Origin of the sequence: Aeromonas sp. MR7, assembly GCF_963899385.1 — a bacterium.
Lineage (GTDB): Bacteria > Pseudomonadota > Gammaproteobacteria > Enterobacterales > Aeromonadaceae > Aeromonas > Aeromonas bestiarum.
Map to the genome: position 1 here is coordinate 1 of NZ_CAWQXH010000006.1, position 20,410 is coordinate 20,410.

The 20,410-nt window shown below is 60.8% G+C and carries 18 protein-coding genes and 1 tRNA gene; 11 read left to right on the forward strand and 8 right to left on the reverse strand.

Annotated features, from left to right (window positions below; genetic code table 11):
• The first annotated feature begins 30 nt into the window (after nt 1-30).
• A tRNA-Asp gene (locus tag AACW87_RS03250) sits at nt 31-107 on the forward strand.
• 141 nt (nt 108-248) lie between these two features.
• On the opposite strand, the gene AACW87_RS03255 is transcribed toward AACW87_RS03250, so the two are convergent.
• A complete protein-coding gene (locus tag AACW87_RS03255) occupies nt 249-581 on the reverse strand; it encodes a cupin domain-containing protein (RefSeq protein ID WP_043142538.1) in 333 nt (110 codons plus the stop codon).
• A gap of 227 nt (nt 582-808) precedes the next feature.
• On the opposite strand from AACW87_RS03255, the gene AACW87_RS03260 reads away from it, so the two are divergent.
• The 5 genes from AACW87_RS03260 (at nt 809) to AACW87_RS03280 (ending at nt 6,044) form a co-directional block, all read left to right on the forward strand.
• The gene (locus AACW87_RS03260) at nt 809-2,167 is read left to right on the forward strand and encodes an NCS2 family permease (protein ID WP_241326551.1); all 1,359 of its coding nucleotides are present in this window, start codon (nt 809-811) and stop codon (nt 2,165-2,167) included.
• Nucleotides 2,168-2,398: 231 nt separating this feature from the next.
• The gene (gene dhaK / locus AACW87_RS03265) at nt 2,399-3,469 is read left to right on the forward strand and encodes a dihydroxyacetone kinase subunit DhaK (RefSeq protein ID WP_241326552.1); all 1,071 of its coding nucleotides are present in this window, start codon (nt 2,399-2,401) and stop codon (nt 3,467-3,469) included.
• 15 nt (nt 3,470-3,484) lie between these two features.
• Nucleotides 3,485-4,114 carry a dihydroxyacetone kinase subunit DhaL gene (gene dhaL / locus AACW87_RS03270; RefSeq protein ID WP_241326553.1) on the forward strand — a complete coding sequence of 210 codons (630 nt, stop codon included), beginning with the start codon at nt 3,485-3,487 and terminating at the stop codon, nt 4,112-4,114.
• A gap of 1 nt (nt 4,115) precedes the next feature.
• Nucleotides 4,116-4,832: a dihydroxyacetone kinase phosphoryl donor subunit DhaM gene (dhaM, locus tag AACW87_RS03275; RefSeq protein ID WP_241326554.1), complete on the forward strand. Its 717-nt coding sequence runs from the start codon at nt 4,116-4,118 to the stop codon at nt 4,830-4,832.
• A 129-nt stretch (nt 4,833-4,961) separates the two neighbouring features.
• Nucleotides 4,962-6,044: a glycerol dehydrogenase gene (locus tag AACW87_RS03280; RefSeq protein ID WP_043556024.1), complete on the forward strand. Its 1,083-nt coding sequence runs from the start codon at nt 4,962-4,964 to the stop codon at nt 6,042-6,044.
• Nucleotides 6,045-6,147: 103 nt separating this feature from the next.
• On the opposite strand, the gene dhaR is transcribed toward AACW87_RS03280, so the two are convergent.
• On the reverse strand, nt 6,148-8,058 hold the full coding sequence (gene dhaR / locus AACW87_RS03285; protein WP_241326555.1) for a dihydroxyacetone kinase operon transcriptional regulator DhaR: 1,911 nt from the start codon (nt 8,056-8,058) through the stop codon (nt 6,148-6,150).
• Between the two features lie 54 nt (nt 8,059-8,112).
• Entirely contained in the window at nt 8,113-9,024 is a 912-nt protein-coding gene (locus AACW87_RS03290) for a LysR family transcriptional regulator (protein WP_241326556.1), read from the reverse strand.
• A 162-nt stretch (nt 9,025-9,186) separates the two neighbouring features.
• Between AACW87_RS03290 and AACW87_RS03295 the strand changes: the two genes are divergently transcribed.
• The 3 genes from AACW87_RS03295 (at nt 9,187) to AACW87_RS03305 (ending at nt 12,361) form a co-directional block, all read left to right on the forward strand.
• Complete coding sequence (locus tag AACW87_RS03295) at nt 9,187-10,320, forward strand: agmatine deiminase family protein (protein WP_241326557.1); 1,134 nt, start codon at nt 9,187-9,189, stop codon at nt 10,318-10,320.
• Between the two features lie 412 nt (nt 10,321-10,732).
• Entirely contained in the window at nt 10,733-11,563 is an 831-nt protein-coding gene (locus AACW87_RS03300) for a TIGR02391 family protein (RefSeq protein ID WP_241326558.1), read from the forward strand.
• A gap of 138 nt (nt 11,564-11,701) precedes the next feature.
• Nucleotides 11,702-12,361, forward strand: coding sequence for a hypothetical protein (locus AACW87_RS03305; protein WP_241326559.1), 660 nt, complete (start codon nt 11,702-11,704; stop codon nt 12,359-12,361).
• A gap of 158 nt (nt 12,362-12,519) precedes the next feature.
• On the opposite strand, the gene ydiK is transcribed toward AACW87_RS03305, so the two are convergent.
• Entirely contained in the window at nt 12,520-13,611 is a 1,092-nt protein-coding gene (ydiK, locus tag AACW87_RS03310) for an AI-2E family transporter YdiK (RefSeq protein WP_241280837.1), read from the reverse strand.
• Entirely contained in the window at nt 13,608-14,987 is a 1,380-nt protein-coding gene (locus tag AACW87_RS03315; RefSeq protein WP_098985010.1) for a bifunctional NUDIX hydrolase/phosphatase PAP2 family protein, read from the reverse strand. Before AACW87_RS03315 ends, ydiK begins: the two co-directional genes overlap by 4 nt.
• A gap of 195 nt (nt 14,988-15,182) precedes the next feature.
• On the opposite strand from AACW87_RS03315, the gene AACW87_RS03320 reads away from it, so the two are divergent.
• Nucleotides 15,183-15,563 (forward strand): hypothetical protein, encoded by a 381-nt coding sequence (locus AACW87_RS03320; RefSeq protein ID WP_172955256.1) that lies wholly within the window; start codon nt 15,183-15,185, stop codon nt 15,561-15,563.
• A gap of 54 nt (nt 15,564-15,617) precedes the next feature.
• Here the strand turns inward: AACW87_RS03320 and AACW87_RS03325 are convergent, their stop codons facing one another.
• Nucleotides 15,618-16,391: a substrate-binding periplasmic protein gene (locus AACW87_RS03325; protein WP_241326560.1), complete on the reverse strand. Its 774-nt coding sequence runs from the start codon at nt 16,389-16,391 to the stop codon at nt 15,618-15,620.
• A 159-nt stretch (nt 16,392-16,550) separates the two neighbouring features.
• The gene (locus AACW87_RS03330; protein WP_241326561.1) at nt 16,551-17,732 is read right to left on the reverse strand and encodes a hypothetical protein; all 1,182 of its coding nucleotides are present in this window, start codon (nt 17,730-17,732) and stop codon (nt 16,551-16,553) included.
• Nucleotides 17,733-17,947: 215 nt separating this feature from the next.
• Here AACW87_RS03330 and AACW87_RS03335 point away from each other — a divergent pair, with 215 nt between their 5' ends.
• Nucleotides 17,948-18,274, forward strand: a complete 327-nt coding sequence (locus tag AACW87_RS03335) for a YnjH family protein (protein WP_241326562.1) — start codon at nt 17,948-17,950, stop codon at nt 18,272-18,274.
• Nucleotides 18,275-18,912: 638 nt separating this feature from the next.
• Here the strand turns inward: AACW87_RS03335 and AACW87_RS03340 are convergent.
• Entirely contained in the window at nt 18,913-20,361 is a 1,449-nt protein-coding gene (locus tag AACW87_RS03340; protein ID WP_241326563.1) for a catalase, read from the reverse strand.
• Nucleotides 20,362-20,410: the final 49 nt, after the last annotated feature.

Here is a 20,410-nt window from a genome sequence, read left to right on the forward strand (position 1 = left end):
GACAATTTAGCAAAAAGCTAACCAGACAGCGGAGCGGTAGTTCAGTCGGTTAGAATACCGGCCTGTCACGCCGGGGGTCGCGGGTTCGAGTCCCGTCCGCTCCGCCAGTAAATTGAAAGGCCTTCCCATCGGGAAGGCCTTTTTGCTTTCTGATACCTCAAGTTCATCTGCTCAACTGCCCCCATTTTCCCTTTGCCGTATCAATTCGACTTCATTCAAGGGTTCTTGCCGTCCCTTTCTTATCCACCTCAGTAGAACACGCAGAGCCAGACTGTGGTCATGTCGGGGTGAGTCCACTCCACCCTGTGTTTCTGACGGGCGGGAATATTGATGTGATCGCCCGGGCCCAGCTGTACCGATTGTTGCTCCTGGGTCTGCGGATCGATGAACAGCAGGCTGGCCTCTCCCTGCACGACCAGGACCCACTCATGTTCATCCTGATCGTACCACTCTCCCGGCGCCGTCTGATGACCGTGGGAGAGAATACGCTCGATCCGCAGGTGGTTGGTGCTGACCAGATCCTGAAAGAGTTCGGTAGGCAGTGGCGAGGGAATATCGTTCAGCAGATTGCGCGTGTGCATGGGTCATCTCCCGTCTGGCAGTGCGAATGGTTCTCTGCAGTATAGAGGCCTGCCTCGTGGACGAAGGTGGGAACAGCAGCAAGCGGGCATGCAGATCTGTGCCCGAACGAGAACGATTACTGCCATTTTGATGAAAAAGTCAGGGAATTCGCTGCAATTTCGACAAATTCTTGCTATTTTGCGCGCCACAAAAGCAAACGATTTCCTTCACACTTTCAGGATGAGTTATGGCAAAGCAAGATATGGCCGCCCAATCAGGGAACGGCGGCTTTTTGGACTCTTATTTTTCCATTTCTGCGCGCGGCAGTAGTGTGCGCCAGGAGCTGTTGGCCGGGCTGACCACCTTCCTGGCCATGGTCTACAGCATCATAGTGGTGCCGAACATGCTGGGCGCGGCCGGCTTCGAGCAGGGCCCCGTCTTCGTGGCGACCTGCTTGATCGCCGCTTTCGGTTCCCTGCTGATGGGACTCTGGGCCAAGCTGCCCATGGCCATTGGTTGCGCCATCTCTCTCACCGCCTTCACCGCCTTCAGCCTGGTGCTGGGTCAGGGGCTGAGCATCCCGGTCGCCCTCGGCGCCATCTTCCTGATGGGGGTGCTGTTCACCCTGATCAGCGTGACCGGCGTGCGCCAGTGGATCCTGGACAACCTGCCCTCTGGCATCGCCCACGGCACCGGAATCGGTATCGGCCTGTTCCTGCTGCTGATCGCCACCAACGGCGTCGGCATGGTGATCAAGAACGAAGGGGCGGGTCTGCCGGTTCAGCTCGGTGAGGTGACCTCCTTCCCCGTCGTCATGACGGTACTGGGTCTGGCCGCCATCTTCGGCCTGGAGCGTCGCAAGGTGCCGGGCGGCATCCTGATGGTGATCATCGCCATCTCCATCCTCGGCCTCATCTTCGATCCGAACGTGGCCTGGCATGGCTTCTTCGCCATGCCGAGCCTGACTGGCGAGAAGGGCTCTCTGGTTGGCAGCATGGATCTGTTGGGTGCCCTCAACCCCGTGGTCATTCCGACCGTACTGGCGCTGGTGATGACAGCCGTGTTCGACGCCACCGGTACAATCCGTGCCGTAGCGGGTCAGGCGGGTCTCATCAATGAGCGTGGCCACATCATCAGCGGCGGCAAGGCCCTGACTGCCGACTCCGTCAGCAGCATGGTGGCTGGCGTCGTGGGTGGGGCTCCGGCCGCCGTCTATATTGAATCTGCCGCAGGTACCGCAGCCGGTGGCAAGACGGGTCTGACCGCAGCCCTGGTCGGCCTGCTGTTCCTGCTGATGATCTTCCTCTCGCCGCTCAGCTATCTGGTGCCGGCTTACGCCACAGCACCGGCGCTGATGTACGTCGGTCTGCTGATGCTGGGCAACGTCACCAAGCTGGACTTCAGCGACTCTGTGGATGCGTTGGCTGGCATGTTGTGCGCCGTCTTCATCGTGCTCACCTGCAACATAGTGACCGGCATCATGCTGGGCTTCGTGGCGCTGGTCGTGGGTCGCCTGTTTGCCGCCGAGTGGAAGAAGCTCAACGTCGGTACCGTCATCATTGCCGTGGCACTGGTGGTCTTCTATGCCGGTGGCTGGGCCATCTAAGGCTGCCGGTTGGCGTGAAGGGCTCCTGCGGGGGCCCTTTTTCATGGTTGTGAGGCCGCCTGCAGTTTCCCTCCCGTTTGCCTCTCGCCGTTTCAGATTGAAACGCCAATGGCCTTTCTCCTGTTTCAAATCCGAACCGAACCGGCCGTCATTTTTATCCCGATTTATCCCGTTAGACTGGCTTCATCAACCATTTGCCTACCCGTGCGGTGGCAAGCCAAGGAGTGAGCCATGAAGAAACTGATCAATGCCGTCGATGCCGTGGTCCGTGAACAACTGATGGGGATGGCAGCCGCCCACCCAGAGCTCAAGGTCCGTATCGAACCCCACTACATCACCCGCGCCGACTCTCCCGTGATGGGCAAGGTGGCGCTGGTCTCCGGCGGTGGCAGCGGCCACGAGCCGATGCACGGCGGTCTGGTGGGCAAGGGGATGCTGGATGGTGCCTGCCCCGGCGAAATTTTTACCTCGCCGACCCCGGATCAGATGTACGAGTGCGGTCAGGCGGTCGATGGTGGCGCTGGCGTGCTGTTCCTGGTGAAAAACTACACGGGCGACGTGCTCAACTTCGAAACTGCGGTCGAGCTGCTGCACGGTGACGGGGTCAAGGTCGGCTTCTCGCTGATCGATGACGACGTGGCGGTGAAAGACAGCCTCTACACCGCGGGTCGTCGCGGCGTCGCCACGACTGTGCTGTGTGAAAAACTGGTGGGGGCTGCAGCCGAGGCGGGCTACGACCTGGCCCGTTGCGAGGCGCTGGCCCGCCGCATCAACAATCAGAGCCGCACCATAGGCGTCGCCATGCACGCCTGTACCGTGCCTGCCGCCGGCAAGCCCTCCTTCACCCTGGCGGACAACGAGATGGAGTTCGGGGTGGGCATCCATGGCGAGCCGGGCATAGCGCGCCGCCCCTTCACCGACCTCGATACCCTGGTGGGCGACATGTTCAGCGAGCTGGCGGACAACACCCCCTATGGCCGTACCCTGCGCCATTGGGACAGAGCCTCCGGCAGCTGGCAGGAAGAGCACACCTTCATCGAGGCGCTCAACCGGGGCGATCGTGTCATTGCCCTGGTCAACAGCCTGGGTGGCACCCCGATTTCAGAACTGTATGGCGTCTATGGTCGCCTCGCGGCCCTGTGCGAAGAGGCCGGCATCCATCTGGTGCGCAACCTGATAGGCCCCTACTGCACCGCCCTCGACATGACCGGCATCTCCATCACCTTGCTCAAGGTGGATGACGAGTTGATGACCCTGTGGGATGCCCCCGTTCACACCCCCGCCCTGCGTCGCGGTTGCTAAGGAGCCCTCATTCTCATGCTAAGCAAACATCAAATCGTCAACTGGCTGCTGGATTGCGAGCACATCTTCACCGAGCAGCGTGACTACCTCACGGCACTGGATACCGACATCGGCGATGGCGACCACGGCCTCAACATGCAGCGCGGCTTTACCAAGGTGGCGGAGAAGCTGCCCGCGGTGGCGGACAAGGATATCGGTCAGGTGCTGAAAACCACCGGTATGACGTTGCTCTCCTCGGTCGGCGGCGCCAGCGGCCCGCTCTACGGCACCTTCTTCATTCGGGCGGCGGCCAGCACGGACGCCTGCCAGAGCCTGACCCTGGGCCAGCTTGGCAAGATGCTGGCGGATGGTGTCGAGGGAATCGTCTCTCGCGGCCGCGCCGAGCCGGGCGACAAGACAATGTGCGACGCCTGGTGGCCCGCGCTGGCCGCCCTGCAACAGGCGCAGCAGCAGGAGTTGCCGCTGGCCGAGGCGCTGGACAAGGCGGTGGCTGCCGCGGCGGCCGGCACCGAGGCCACCATACAGATGCAGGCCCGCAAGGGGCGCGCCAGCTATCTGGGCGAGCGCAGCATAGGCCATCAGGATGCCGGAGCCACCTCGACCCTGCTGCTGCTGACCGCCCTGCGTGACAGAGCGAGGTTGTGACATGATAGGTATCGTAGTTGTCTCTCACAGCGCCATGCTGGCGGCCGGATTGAAAGCGCTGGCCGACCAGCTGGGCAGCCCGGCACGGCTGTTGCTGGCGGCTGGGGTCGATGATCCGGACCACCCCATAGGCACAGATGCCATCGCCGTGATGAGTGCGATAGAAGAAGCAGACGACGGCAGCGGCGTGCTGGTGCTGATGGACTTGGGCAGCGCCCTCTTGAGCGCCGAGACCGCCCTCGAGCTGTTGCCCCCTGATTTGAGTTCTCGGGTGCGGCTCTGTCCTGCCCCGCTGGTCGAGGGCACCCTGGCCGCCGTGGTGGCGGCAGGTTCAGGTATGAGCCTCGACGAAGTGGCCGCAGAGGCGCTCGGCGCCCTGGGTCCCAAGCAGGGCATGTTGCCTGGCAGCGCTGCGCAGGTCGCCACTGAGACGGCACCGGCAGCCGATGAGGGTTGGCTGCGCTGCGAGGTGGTGGTCGACAACCCCCACGGCCTGCATGTGCGCCCCGCCGCTCGTCTGGTGGCAGCCCTCAAGCCCTTTGCCGCTGAACTCAAGCTGCAAAAGGGGGATAAAGAGGCCAATCCCCGCAGCCTGACTAGGCTCACCATGCTCAACGTGCGCCAGGGAGACAGGCTCACCCTGCTGGCACAGGGAGAAGATGCCGAGGCCGCCCTGACCAGCTTCAAGCAGTTGGCAGACGAGCGTTTCGGCGACTGATCGCCAACCCGTTTCAAGGCGCAGCGCTGGCTCTGTGTGCCAGTGCTGCGCCACTTAAAGACGAAGGACTCCCCGGCATAGCCGCCCCTTCGCCCCGATTCTTAAGAGATAAAGAGAGAGGGATAAAATATGGACCGCATCATCATCAGCCCCAGCAAATACGTGCAAGGCAACGGGGCCCTCGCCAACATAGGCAACTACGTCAAGGCGCTCGGCGCCAAGCCGCTCATTCTGGCCGATGCCTTCGTCACCAAGCTGATTGGTGACACGGTTGCCACCAGCTTCCACGGCGTGGGCATCAAGCCCGAGTTCGACTGCTTCAACGGCGAGTGTTCACGCCCCGAGATCGACCGCCTGCTGGCCCGCTGCAACCAGACGCCGTTCGACGTCATCATCGGCATAGGTGGCGGCAAGACGCTCGATACCGCCAAGTCGGTCGCCTTCTACCAGAAGGTGCCTGTGGTCATAGTGCCGACCATAGCCTCCACCGATGCGCCAACCAGTGCGCTGGCGGTCATCTATACCCCGGAAGGACAGTTCAGCGAATACCTGATGATCCCGACCAACCCCAACATGGTCATCATGGATACCGGCGTCGTCTCCCGCGCCCCGGTGCGGCTCTTGGTCTCCGGCATGGGGGATGCGCTCTCCACCTATTTCGAGGCGCGTGCCAACAAGGTTTCCGGCTGCAAGACCATGGCCGGTGGTGCCTCTACCCTGGCGGCCCAGGCCATCGCCGAGCTCTGTTACAAGACACTGCTGGCCGACGGCTACAAGGCCAAGCTGGCGGTGGAGCAGGGGCTCTGCACCAAGGCGGTGGAGAACATCATAGAGGCCAACACCTATCTGAGCGGTATCGGCTTCGAGAGCAGCGGGCTGGCCGCCGCCCACGCCATCCACAACGGCCTGACCCAGCTGGCCGAGTGTCACCACCTCTATCACGGTGAGAAAGTGGCGTTCGGTACCCTGGTGCAGCTGGTGCTGGAGAACGCGCCCATGGCGGAGATCGAAACAGTGCTGGCCTTCTGCCGCTCGATCGGCCTGCCGACCAACCTGCATATGATGGGGGTCAAGGAGCTGGACATGGCGCGCCTGCTGGAGGTGGCCAAGGCTTCCACCGCCGAAGGGGAGACCATCCACAACATGCCGTTCAAGGTCACTGCCGAGGATGTGCTGGCGGCCATAGTCACCGCCCACCAGCTGGGGCTGTAACCGCGTCGCTCATTACCTTGCCATATAAAACGGCCCCGCAATTGCGGGGCCATGTTGTTTTATGCCTGACAGGTTTCATCGGGTAACAACAGGATCCCAGTCGTCAGGAGCCGTGGTAGTCCGCAGGATCGATACCGATAAGCTTGAGTCGCCGCCAGAGGGTGGTGCGGCTGATGCCCAGATGCTGGGCCATCTGGCTCACCTGCCCCTTGCAGGCGTGGGCGCAGCGCAAGATGGCCTGGCGCTCCAGTTCGGCCAGGGTGAGCAGCGGCTGCCCCACCACCTCGTCTTCCACCAGCCGATAGCCGTGCCGAATGGCGGCGGGCAGCGCCTCCGGCGGGATCTGCTCACGACTCGAGTGGAGCAGGGCATATTCGACCGCGCTGCGCAGCTCCCCCAGATTGCCGGGCCAGGAGTAGGCGAGCAGGCAGTCGAGGGCCGCCGGGCTGAACTGGCGCACCGGCTCGCGCCCCTGCGCCCCTAGCTGCTGGCTGATGAGGGCCGGCAAGTCGGCGCCGCGCTCCCGCAGTCCCGGCAACCAGAGCTCGCACGCCTGCAGGGCGTAGAGCAGCTGACGCCCGAACTGTCCCTCCTGCACCCTCTGCTCCAGCGCCGCGCTGCTGGTCGCTATGATCCGCACCTTGAGCGGCAGTATGCGGGCCGAGTCGAAGCGCTGGATGCGGCCTGTCTTGAGCAGTTGCAGCAGCGCCGCCTGCATGGGGGCACAGAGACACTCCACCTGCTCCAGCACCAGCGTGCCGCCATGGGCCAGCTCAAACTTGCCGGCCCGTTCCTGCCCCGCCTCGTCGGAACCCATCAGCTCCAGCGCCATCCGCTCGCTCGGCAGCGCCTGACAGTTGAGGGTGATGAGCGGCCCGGCGGCCTGCTCGCTGCCGAAGTGAATCGCTTCCGCCAGCTGGGCCTTGCCTACCTCTTCCTCGCCGCGCAGCAGCATGGCGCCCTGGCTCCGTGCCGCCTGGCGGGCGTAGCGCAGCAGCTTGCGCATGGCGCTCGATTCGCCCACCAGGGCGGAGAGTTCGGGCACCGCCTGGCGCAGCTGGTTGATGGCCCTGAGCCTGTCCAGCGGGTGCAGCAGGGCGATAAAGCTGACCCCGTCCGGCCCGGGCAGCGGCTTGAGGCTTATCAGCGCATTGATGAACTCCCCGGTCTGCACCCCGATCCGCTCCAGCATCACCTCCACATGGCTCAGTGGCGTCTGCCCCTTGATGGCGAGCTGCAACCGCTGCGGCAACAGCAAATGCTGCTCCAGCGGCTGACCGAGGCAGAGCGCGGGATCGAGCCGCAATCGACTGGCCGCCAGCCCGTTGAGGTAGCGCAGCCTGCCCTGCGGGTCCCAGGCCAGCACGCCGTCATCCATGCCGTCCAGCAGGGCGTAGAGTTCGCTCAGATGGTGCTGGGACTCCTGCATCAGTGTCTCCATCTGCAGCAGATGGGCCAGCTCGCGACCGGCGCTGACGGTGAGCGCCAGATCCCCGGCACTCGCCTCTTCCACCTTGCAGATCAGGGCCATGATGGCGACCTGACGGCCGTTGCTGTTGTAGACAGGGCTGGCGCAGCAGTGCCAGGGGTGCAGGGTGCGGTTGAAGTGCTGGGGGCCGCTGACGCAGAGTGGCATCCCCTCCAGCGCAGCCAGGTTGATGGCATTGGTGCCGATGCGCCCCTCGCTGAAGAAGGCGCCGAGCCCGAAGCCCAGCGCCTCCAGTTCTGCCAGCGTCTCGCGATGGCCGGTGCGGGCCAGCAGGCAGCCGCTCTCGTCGGTGAGCAGCAGGACGCAGGGGCGCCCCTCCATGAACTCGTAGAGATCCTCCAGCGCCATCTCGCCTGTGGTGAGCAGATCCCGTTTGCGCTGGCGCAGGCTCTGCAGGGTTTGCCCCTTGGCGCTGTGGGGCGGGTGCCAAAGGGTCGGGCTGGTCTGGTGGGCGCAGCGCAGCCAGGAGGCCTGCAGATAATCGGGCCAGGGCTGGAGCGGCTGGAGGTCAGATGGCGTGGTCACAGCTATGTCCGGCAAAAGAAGAAGCCGTCATTTAACCACGCTCCCCCCGCAGATTCAGTGACCTGCCTCAGAGGGTGGCAATGCCATGCCGTCTAGGTCGGTCGCGGCGTGGGCAAACTGTTGCTCCAGCCAGCAGCAAAAGGCGCGGCACTGAGGGCTGCTCTCGCTCTCCTGATGGACCAGCCAGCTCCACTGCGGCCCCTTGACCGTGCGGGAGGAGAGCGGTAGCAGCAAGCCCTGTTGCCGTGCGGGAGCCGACAGCAGCGCGCTCGCCAACGCCACGCCGAGCCCGGCGCCGGCCGCGTCCAGCAGCAGGCCGGGATCGGAGAAGTTGAGCCCCCGGGTCTGCAACTGCAGATCCTCCCCGCCTTTGAGCGTCCAGTGGTGCCAATCCATCTCCCGCTCTCCATGGAGACTGGTGCGCTCCGCAGGGGGTTGGGCCAGCACGGCCAAAGTGGCAAGGGGGAGCAGAGCGTCCTCCAGCAGTACCCTGTGGTGGCACTCGGCCTGGGGGGCGAGATCCCAGCGCAGAGCGATATCTATGGTCTGCTCGGTCATGACGGGTACCTCGTCGCTGGTAAACAGCCAGAGATCGATATCGGGATGCAGGCGGTGAAAGTCGGCCAGCCGGGGCAGCAGCCAGTGGCGGGCGATGGCTGTGCTGGTATTGAGCACCAGCTGGTTCGGTTTGCGGTACTGCTCCAGCCGCTGGATCCCCACCGCCAGTTGCAACAGCAGGCTCTGGGTTGTCTCCAGCAGGTCCTGCCCCGCATCGGTGAGGGCGACCGAGCGCCCCTGCCGATGAAACAGCGGCTGGCCGAGCAGCTCCTCCAGCGAGCGGATCTGCTGGCTGATGGCCGACTGGGTGAGGTGCAGTTCCTGTGCCGCCTGATGAAAGCTGCCGAGTCTGGCCGCCGCCTCGAAGCCCCGCAGCACATTGAGTGGAGGCCAGTGTTTGAACATCATTGATTAGCTCCGCTTATCACTTATACCGAAAATCGATCGTTTGTCCGCCATCATCGCGGCGGCTAGTCTATTACTCAGCGTGAGCTGATTAACAGCGCTTGTCATTCATATCCTATTTTTGTCATCAATCCGGAGTCGTTCCGCCTCCGAAGGAGCCATCCCATGTCATCCCGACGCCATGTATTGAAACAGCTGGCCGCCATCGGCGCCCTGGCCGGGCTGGGCAGCCTGCCACGGGCACAGGCTGCCAATGTGGCTACCCCTATTGGCTCCCAGGCCACTGCGGTTGGCCGTTACCAGATGCCGGACGAGGCCGCGCCTCAGACTCGGGTCTGGGTTGCCTTTGGCGCGAGCGCCGATATCTGGGGCCGCAATTACAAGGAGGTGCAGGCCACCATAGGCCGGCTGGTGCAGGCCATGACGCCCTATACCGAAGTGAGCGTACTCTGCCACAAAGCCGAAGAGGCGCTGGCCCGCCAGCTCTGCGGCGAGCAGAACACCCGCTTTTTTGTCGCCGAGCTGGACGATATCTGGCTGCGGGATACCGGCGGTGTCTTCGTCCAGAACGAGGAGGGGGAGCTGGGGCTGGTGGATTTCAACTTCAACGGCTGGGGTGACAAGCAGGAGCACGAACAGGATGCAGGTGTGGCCGAGCTGATCAGCCAGCAGGCGGATGTCCACTATCTGCAAAGCAAGCTGACAGGTGAAGGCGGGGGCATAGAGGTGGATGGCAATGGCACCGCCATCCTGACCGAGAGTTGCTGGCTCAACAGCAACCGCAATCCGGGGGTGAGCAAGGCGCAACTGGAGGCGGAGCTGAAAGCCAATCTGGGGCTGCGCAAGATCATCTGGTTGCCGGGGATCAAGGGCCGTGACATCACCGATGCCCACGTCGACTTCTACGCCCGTTTCGTGCGCCCCGGCGTGGTGGTGGTCAATCTGGATAACGACCCGCAGTCCCACGACTACGAGGTGACCCGCCGGCACCTGGCCATCCTCAAGCAGGCCACAGATGCAGGCGGCAACAAGCTGGAACTGCATGTGCTGCCGCCACCGCTCGACGGGCGGGACAACCGCTTCAGCCGTAGCCGTGACTTTGCCGCCGGCTACATCAACTATCTGCCGATCAATGGCGCCGTGCTCGCCCCCGAGTTTGGCGACAAGGCGGCCGATAGTTACTGCCACGAGCTGCTGGCCCGCCTCTATCCCGGCCGCAAAATCGTGCAGATCAATATCGATCCGGTGGCCGCCGGTGGCGGCGGCATTCACTGCATCACCCTCCACCAGCCAGCCTGACCCTTCCCTACCGACTGATAACCCGGGGCGTTGCGACGCCCCGGGTTATTTATCCACGCCATTTTTGTTAACCACGGGCCCCTGACCCGCCTCGGCCCTGCATTTTGACCCGCGATGCCATATGGTGTGTCACCTTGATCACGCTCCTGACTTATTCATGAAGGTGGGGCTGAGTGGTGCTTTCCATTGCCGCTCCTTGCGTGTATTTTTGCCAAGAGGCAAAACTAGAGCCAAAAGAGGATGTTGAGCGCATACATTTAGTACCAGAAATCAGCTGTTAAGTTTTTGCTTTAAAATGAGTTTTTTCGTGACTGTTATCCGGGGGCGGAGTTATATGGAAGGCGCTATTAACGGATTAGTTCCACCGTCCATCTAAGTACTGTTAGGCATTTAGTGGGAATAAAGGATTATGATGACTAGATTAGCAGGCATAGAATATCGAGGGCGAGGAGGGATTTCACGGCACTGCATAGATTCAGTCGTAGAAATCATTCACTTCGGAAGAAAAATAAATGAAGTGAAAATATTAACCTCAGGAAGTGGGTACGACTGTCATCATGCACTTATACTGAACGTCGATACCGATGTAACTATTGCTATAAAGTCTGGATTTACATCAGGCTATTCTGGGGAAGGTCCAAGATCTTTTTCTTATGTACTATCAATACTCAACAAATTTACTCAAGAAATTTATGAGTATTTAGTTCCTTGTAAATTCCTTGAGAGAGTAGATAAGTCCGCGCTTTCCGAAAAGGACTTGAAGTGGTTGTCAGAGCAACCTCCAGTAATGCCTCATAGATGGTATGACTATATTTATGAACAGCACTATTCTGAATTAAATGCAAGGAAATACTTTCCTGCAGAGATCCCACTTTCATTGCTAGACTCTCGGTTACATGAAATTTCTTTCTCATTTAAGAAAAACCCCGATAATGCGTTATTAGCAGGTTATAGATTGTTAGAGCGCTTGATCAAGGACAAGTCTGGTCTAACTCAGGAAACTGGAGCGAAGCTATTCTCTAAAGCATTTCAGGGCGAGGATGCACCTTTATACTGGGATGACCTAGATGGAAGTGAAGTTAAAGGGCGTGCGACACTATTTTCAAGTGTTTTTATGGCTTACAGAAATCGACGCGCTCATCAAGAACCAGATAACGATATCCATGAAGACTTAAGAGAATTCATGCTATTGAATCAACTTTTTATTTTGGAAGAGTCTACTAAATTCCGAAAAAATGCCTAGCTAACGCTTCAATATGGACAACCAAAGCGTGGTGCTCACAGGTGTGTTTACAGCGGTTATTTTTTAAATTTCGTATTTTCTTGGTCAGCTCCTTAAGCAGATGTTAGTTCGAAATGCCTTCAATAAAAGAGGTGAAAATTGAATAAACAAGTAAAAATAATTCTAGGATCTTTTTTTGTTATTTTGTTGTCACCAATATTAGCTTACATATACAAATTTGGTTTTGGCTTTTGGGAGCAATCAAGTGAATGGTCTGATTTAGGTAGTTATGTAGGTGGTACATATACCCCAATTTTATCTCTCATTACACTGGCCATTATATCTACACAAATATTTATACAGCATCAGCAATATCAATATTCGTTGATTCAGCACCAAGAAGATCAAATCAAAGAGTACCTGATTGCCCTAGAAGAAGCACTAACCGTTAATATCGATGGTATTAGCTCTCGTGATTTTCTTGTGAGTCTATTTCGAAATATATCTAAAGATAACGTCAAAGATATCTCTGTCGAGATAATCATGGAGTTTAATCAATGTAATCATAGGCTTTACTCAATGTGGTGTGAGGTCATGAAATGCCTCGTGATCTTAGAAAATATTTCTAACCAAAACGTATATAATAAAGTGGTTTTCGCATCAAACAAAAACAAAGTTATAGCCTATTTAAATCCTCAAACATGTAGAATGCTCGATAGATTCCACTTTATACTAATTTATAAATGTAAAGAACTCGGCATATTTATCGATGCTCAGGCTCCTAAGTATTACTATTCAGACCTGAGAACTGGTGGGTAAATGTGAAAATAGAATACCCGTCTTTCTGAGCAAGTCACAGCATAACCAAGATGCATGTCCTTTTTGGGGTCGTGGCATCAACTAGTTGACACTATCGCCATAAACAAAAGAGCCGCCCATCGGGCGGCTCTTTGCATCAGCTATTTATGGCTGAACCTTCACTCAGCCTTGGGCGTTGCGGCGACGGCAGCCCCCTCTGGCTGGTGGTCACCCTCCTTGATCCAGGCATCTAGCAGGGTGTAACCCACCGCCAGCACCACGGGGCCGATAAAGAGGCCGATAATCCCCATCGCCAGCAGGCCGCCGATGACCCCCACCAGGATGAGAATAAGCGGCAGATCCGCCCCGCGTTTGATAAGGAAGGGGCGCAGGAAGTTGTCCATGGTGCCCGCCAGCAGTGACCAGACCAGCAGGAAGGTGCCCCAGGTGGTGTCGCCGCTCCAGTAGAGGTAGCCGACACAGGCCAGCAGCACGGGGAAGGGGCCGATCTGGGCGACGATCAGCAGGAACATCACCACCACCAGGATCATGGTGTAGGGGATGCCGGCAATCAGCAGGCCGACCCCGGCTACCGAAGATTGCACCAGGGCTGTGACCACCACCCCCATGGCCACGGCGCGGATCGCCTGGGAAGCCAGCACTGTGGCATTGTCACCACGCTCCCCCGCCAGGCGGTGGGCGAAGCGGCGGATCCCGTCGGCTGCCTTCTCACCCGAGTGGTAGAGCAGGCCGCAGATGGCAACGGTCAGCAGGAAGTGGACGAACAGCAAGCCCAGATTGCCGGCCTGGGAGGCGAGCCAGCGGGCAGTCTGGCCAAAATAGGGTGCCAGCTTGGTAAACAGCACCTGACCACCGCTCGCCAGGATCTGCTGCCAGAAGTCGTAGAGCTTGCCGCCCACCAACGGTATCTGCTGCAGCCAGAGCAGCTCGGGCGGCGGCGAATGGCTGATGGTGGTGCCGAGCTCGATCAGCATGGGCGCCTTCTCCGCCACATTGGCCAGCGCCATGAACAGCGGGATGACGAAGATCAGCAGCAGTATGCTGGTCATCACCAGCGCCGCCAGGGCGCGCTTGCCCCACAGCAGGCGCTGGGCCATCCGCATCAGGGGCCAGGTGGCTATGGTGATCATGGTGGCCCACACCAGTGCGGGCAGGAAGGGGCGCAGCACCATGAAGCACGAGATGATGAGGATGCTGAGAAACAGCACCCCCAGGGTTATCTTGGCCAAGTCCACTTTTTTCATATTCATAGCAATCCCTTGTCGGGGCCGGAGCCCTTGGGTAGCGGGTCAGAGTTCATGAGTGAGAGTATCCACCAGAGGCCGGCGCTCAACCAGAGCCCCAGGCAACCATAGAGTAGCCACTGGCCGAGCAGGATGAGCCAGGAGCTGGTCAGCCAGAATGGCAACGCCCACAGCAGCGCCCCGAGGGGCAGGCCGCCGAGCAGGGTGATCGCCAGGGTGTACCAGGGTTTTTGCCGCTCTCGCGGCAATGGCAGCCGCATGCCGAGGGTCAGACCCAGACTGAACATGGCCAGGCCTGCCAGCGCCGAGGATTGGCTCCACCAGGCGGCCAGTGTGCAGATGAGGCTGAGCCCGCCCCAGATCCATGGCCGGGCAGCCATGCCGGACAAACCGGAATGGATCGTCAGCATCAGGGCGCCCAGCAGCAATCCCGCCGCCACATCCGACAGGAAGTGGACGCCGAGCCAGACCCGGGCCAGCCCGGTCAGGGCCGCCAGCAGCAGTGCCAGCGAGGCGCCGCGCCAGGGGTTGGCGGGCCAGCACCATCTGAGCAGCAGGCCCCAGAACAGCAGAGCCGAGGCGGCGTGACCGCTCGGCATGCCAAAGCCCTGGGCACTTACGTGCGCCAGCGCGGGATCGAGATGGAAGGGTCTGGGCCAGCCTGTGCCCTCTTTGGCTAGCTGAACCAGCAGGGTGAGGGTCAGCATGGCCAGCAACAGCTGACGCAGACGGGGCCAGCCCAGCAGCGGCAGCAGCAAGGGTAGCAGGGCAAGCTGAAAGGCGGCTGAACCAAACAGATTGCTGGCATCAAGCCAGGGTGCACTGGCCCCGATCCAGCGCTGCAAGCGCTGTATCAGCGGGACTTCCGCCCGGTGCAGAGCATTGCCTTCACCGCTGAAATCCGGCAGCCACAGCACCGGGCTGTCGGGGATGTCGGCCAGCTGGGGGGCCAGCCAGTCGAGCTGCGCCGGAAAGCGGCGCTGCCCGTCAGGCAGCCGGGATGGGGCTATCAGCCTGGCGTTGAGGATCTCGCCACCCAGGTTGGGGGCCCGCAGCAGGGAGACGAAGCCCGAGCCTGTCTGCGCCCGGATGGGTTCCAGCGTCTGGCAGGCAAACAGCACGGCGCGCTGCCATGGTCCCAGCTCGGCGATGATCCGGCCGCGCAGACCTGTCTCTTCAAACAGCTCGCGCAGTGCCGCCTGTTGCGGCGTCTCGCCTGCATCTATGTAGCCGCCGGTCAGGCTGTAGCGGGAGGAGACCCTGTCCTGTACCAGCAACAGCTGTTGTTGATGTTTGACCACGCAGACGGCGGCCGTGGGGGCGGCCGAGACAGGCAGTGTCAGCAGCAGGGCGCAGAGCAGTAAAAAACAGGAACGGAACATGGTGCCTGAGCGTTGGGGGACTATGGGCGCAAGGGTCACAGAAATCAGATAGTTGGGCAATGGTTTCCTGCCTGGGGCCCACCGGATGGCGGGTTTGGCTCTGGCCCAGCCTGCGCACAAGGATTGCCCTGTGGTGAGGCAGTCCCTAGTATTGGCAGCTATGTTATTTTCATGCAGCAAACCTTGGGACCTTCCATGAAACAGTTTGGTTTTTTTCTGGGCATCGCCATCGGCGTCATTCTGATACTGTTCGGCAGCATAGTCATCTTCCAGGCCTTGCCCGCCGCCCTGGACGTGCTGGAGATGCCGAGCCGCATCCCGTTCGTGCGCGAGGTCTACACCTGGCTGATGACCAGTGCCAACGGCCTCACCGGCCAGCTGGAGCAGAATTTCCTGGAGGCGTTCCAGACGGTACTCAAGCTGATACTGCTCATCACCTTCATGTGGGTCTGCGTCAAGCTGGTCAACATGGGCGTGCTGATCATCCGTGCCGGGGTGGACCTCATCCGCACCGCCATCGAGCACAGCGAAGGTGCCCAGACCAAGAAGTCCGAGCACGACAGCCACTTCCAGTAAGCAGGCGACACCATGAAACAGGCCACCTTCGGGTGGCCTGTTTGCATCTTGTGTTCACTCGATCGTGGGCAGGTGATCCGCCGGCGGTGACTGCACCACATCCTGATAGCGGGCGATAAGCCGCTTGAAGGCCTCCCCCTGTCTGACCTTGTCGAGCGCCTGTTGCAGGCGGGCGATCTGCTGTTTGTCGGCGGCGGGGTTGAAGGCAAAGCAGTTGTCCTGCTCCGCCAGGGTGGCGACCGTGACAAAGGTGTCCGATGGAAAGCCCAATTGTCTGGCCTGATGGAACAGCATCACCTCGTTGCCGGCCACCAGATCGGTACGGGCCATGATGAGCTGGCGCACCACCTGATCCATCCGCTCCACCGCCATCAGGTTGGCGGGGCTGATGCCCCGGTTGAGCAGCAGTTGTTCCCCCACATCCGCCTGCATGACGCCGATCTGCAGCCTGGCGAGATCGGCCTTGCTGGCCACCCTGGGGGCATCCCGCTTGCGGCCCACCAGCGACACCCGGGAGTGGCTGATGGGGCAGACCCAGAGAAAGTGGGGATCCCGCGCCTGGGTGCGGGCCGTGGTGAACAGCACGGCATCCGGCTGCTGGGTCAGCAGATACCAGGCCTTGGCCCAGGGCATGAAGTGGATGGGTTGTTCCGGTTCCCCCATCTCCTGCCACATCAGCCGCAGCAGCTCGACCGCCAGCCCAGTGCTCTTGCCCTGCTCATCCTGACCATTGAGCGGCATGTTCTGCTCGGAATAGTAGGTGAATGCCGAGACGGGCAGGGCCGCACCGAGACAGCAGCAGATCATCAGGCTGAGCAGACGCGACATGGCAGCACTCCTTGCAACAAATCGTCCTTCCAGTTTAGGGGGCTATGTCGAGAAGTTCATGATTTCACGCATCCGGTAGCGTGGATGGCGAGCAGCTGTGACGGGGAGCTAGGGGGAAGGAAAACAGCTAGGCCATCTTGCGATGGCCTGGGGAGGGACTTACTTGAGCAGGGCTTCCATCTCGGCTTCGGCAGCGGCGCGTGCGGCCTCGGCCGCCGCCGTCGTTGCGGTCGCACTGGCGCTGCTGACCGCCTGCTTGGCGGGTTCGGTCACGGTCTTGCTGGCCTGCTGCTGTACCGTGGCGTTGGCGCTGCTGACGGCCTGCTTGGCGGGCTCGGTCACGGCCTTGCTGGCCTGCTGCTGTACCGTGGCAGTGGCGCTGCTGACGGCTTGCTTGGTGGGTTCGGTCACGGCCTTGCTGGCCTGCTGCTGTACCGTGGCGCTGGCGCTGCTGACCGCCTGCTTGGCGGGTTCGGTCACAGCCTTGCTGGCCTGCTGCTGTACCGTGGTGCTGGCGTTGCTGACGGCTTGCTTGGCGGGTTCGGTCGCGGTCTTGGCGGCCTGCTGTTGTACCGTGGCAGTGGCGCTGCTGACGGCCTGCTTGGCGGGTTCGGTCACGGCCTTGCTGGCCTGCTGCTGTGCCGTGGTGCTGCTGACGGCCTGCTTGGCGGGTTCGGTCACGGCTTTGCTGGCCTGTTGCTGGGCCGAGGTGGTGGCGCTGTTCACTACTTGCTTGGTGGTGTCGGTCATGGTCTTGCTGGCGCCCTGCTGCAGGGAACCCAGCACGCTGCCGAATACCGAGCTGGTAGTGGCGGCGCCGGTCAGGCTCTTGGTCGCCGAGCCGGTCAGACCGTTGGTAGCGCCGGAGAGTGCTGTGGCCGTCGGGTTGCCCTGCGCCTGCCAGTTCTGCATCTCGCTTGGCCAGCTCGGTGCGCCTGCGGCCAGGTTCTCGCCAAATACCTGGGGTGTGCCATCGCCCTTGAGCAGCATGACGGACATCTGGTTGGTCTGTGAGTTCCACACCATGCCGGCCTGCTTGGCAACGTCCGGCACGGGGGCGTAGCGGGAGACCACATAGAACAGCGGACCCTCCTGCTGCAGCTCGTTGGCTGTCTTGAGCAACTGCATGGTGCTGTCGTAATTGGGACCCAGAATGCCGGTCATTCGATCCTTGATCATGGGCTGTTCGAACAGGTTGGCTTCGTTGGGGTCGAAACCGACCAGCGGCTTGAGCAGGGCCCACATCAGTTGACTGGTAGGGCTCATCAGCAAGAGAGGGGCGACGCAGGCGGACAACATCAGGCTCAGGCAGGCCGCCTGGAGCAACGGCATGATACGCATTGGGATAATATCCAAATAACGATTTGATTAATAAGGTTATATTCGTCGAGAACCGACAAATCCACCGGGGTTTTCCTGCGCCGTTTTTGACGGGTGTGAGCAGGCGCTGGCAGGCTATCATATTGGCTTGGGAATGCCAGTCGGCGTATGGCTTATTAATCAAGTTTGCGCCGTTTCCGGTCGCTTTCATTCCGTACTGAGCAAGGAGTGACACCATGAATGCAAGCAAGTGTGGGGTGGGTTGCCTGCTGCTGGTTTGGCTGGGCAGTGCGACTGCCGTCGCCGGGCCAGCCGACGTGACACGGGTGCAGGCGGGAACCGAGCTGGTGCTGCCGCTGGGGTCGCTGCCGGAGCGAGTCTGCTGGTATCAGGATCAGAAATATTCGCTGGGGGCCAGGATCCAGCAGGGCGACAGCTGGCTGGAGTGCGCCCCACAAAACGAGCTGGAGAGCAACGGGCCACTGGCCTGGCGCGAGCCGGAAAGGGCGTCGGATGCGGCCGGGAAGGCGACGAAGAGCGGCACCATCAGCGTCGGTCAGTGAGGCTTTTCTTGATCCAGCTAAAGACATGGACGTGACCTCTATCGCATAATGCGGCTCTTTTCCTCTCTTGGCTGGAACCTAAGAAATGGCTCGTCGCTCTTCCAATGCACAACGTCGTCGCAGTAGCTGGTGGTACAAACGCTTGTTGGCAAGGGAGCGGGAAGAGCGCGAAGCGCGTTCCGTCCGGGATTGATACCGCAGTGAAAAACGGAGCCTCGGGCTCCGTTTTTTATTCATCACCGCAGGCGGGTAACGGTGCCGCTCTTCCAATGCACAGCTTGGTTGCCGTAACGGGTGGTACAAACGCCTGTTGGCAAGGGAGCGGGAAGAGCGCGAAGCGCGTTCCGTCCGGGATTGATACAGCAGTGAAAACAGAGCCTTGGGCTCTGTTTTTTTATTCATCACCGCAGACGATCACTGTGACGCTCTGCCTATGCACAGCATGCTTGCCGTAACGGGCGGTACAAACGCTTGTTGGCAAGGGAGCGGGAAGAGCGCGAGGGCGCTGCGTCCGGGATTGATACCGCAGTGAAGAACGGGGCCTCGGGCTCCGTTTCTTATTTATCAAATACCGTCATGACGAGAACGGGGGCCAGCAGGCCCCCGTTTTGCTTTTGCAGATGTTGGCTGCCTGCGACTTAACGCTGCAGGGCGGCCAGCGCCAGCTCGACCCGCTTGGCGTACTCGGGGTCGGCCTGCTCGAAGTGCCTGAGCTGGGCCGCGACTATGGCGTCATCCTCCACATTGATGAGGGAACGCGCCAGGTTGGCGGCGAGGCGCGAGCGTTGCCCCTCGTCCATGATCCGGAACAGGTTGCCCGGCTGGCTGTAGTAATCGCTGTCGTAGTCGCGAAAATCGTAGTGCAGGGCGGCTCCTTCCAGACTCAGCGCCGGCTCGTGCTGCTCGCTCGGTTGCTGGGTGCCGAAGCGGTTCGGCTGGTAGTTGGGGGTGGCGCCGCCATTGCTGTCCGCCCGCATGGCGCCGTCGCGGTGGGCACCGTGGTGGAACGGGCAGCGCGGTGCGTTGACCGGCAGCAGGCCGTGGTTGACGCCGAGGCGATAGCGCTGGGTGTCGCCGTAGGAGAACAGGCGGCCCTGCAGCATGCGGTCCGGCGAGAAGCCGATGCCGGGCACCACGTTGGCCGGGGTGAAGGCGGCCTGCTCCACGTGGGCGAAGTAGTTGTCCGGGTTCTGGTTGAGCTCCAGCACGCCGACCGGGATCAGTGGGTAGTCGTTGTGCGGCCACACCTTGGTGAGGTCGAACGGGTGGATCTTATAGGTCTGGGCTTCGGCCTCCGGCATCACCTGCACATAGACCTTCCAGCGCGGGAAGTCGCCCTGCTCGATGGCGTTGAACAGATCGGCCTGGCTGGTCTCTCTGTCCTGACCGACGGCATTGGCCGCCTCTTCATCTGTGTAGAAGCTGTGGCCCTGTTCGGTCTTAAAGTGGAACTTGACCCAGAAGCGCTCGTTGGCGTCGTTGATGAAGCTGAAGGTATGGCTGCCGTAGCCGTTCATCTCCCGCAGGCTTTTGGGGATGCCGCGGTCGCTGAAGAGGATGGTGACCTGGTGCAGGGATTCCGGATGACGGGACCAGAAATCCCAGGCGGCGGTGGCGCTGCGCAGGTTGGTGCGCGGATCCCGCTTCTGGGTATGGATGAAGTCCGGGAATTTCAGCGGATCGCGGATGAAGAAGACTGGGGTGTTGTTGCCCACCAGATCCCAGTTGCCCTGCTCTGTGTAGAACTTGAGGGCGAAGCCGCGCACGTCGCGCTCGGCGTCAGCCGCCCCCTTCTCACCGGCCACGGTGGAGAAGCGCAGGAACACAGGGGTCTGCTTGCCGACGGCGTTGAACAGATCCGCCTTGCTGAACTGGCTGATGTCATGGGTCACGGTAAAGGTGCCGTAAGCGCCCGAGCCCTTAGCGTGAACCACCCGCTCTGGGATCCGTTCCCGATCGAAATGAGCCAACTTTTCCATCAACCAGATGTCTTGCATCAGCACTGGGCCACGGGGGCCGGCGGTGAGGCTGTTGTTGTTGTCGACAACGGGGGCGCCATTGGCACTGTGCAGGGTCTTGTCGTTCATGGTGCTTCTCCTTGTTGGTGAGCCTTGAGTCTATAACAAGGAAAAACCC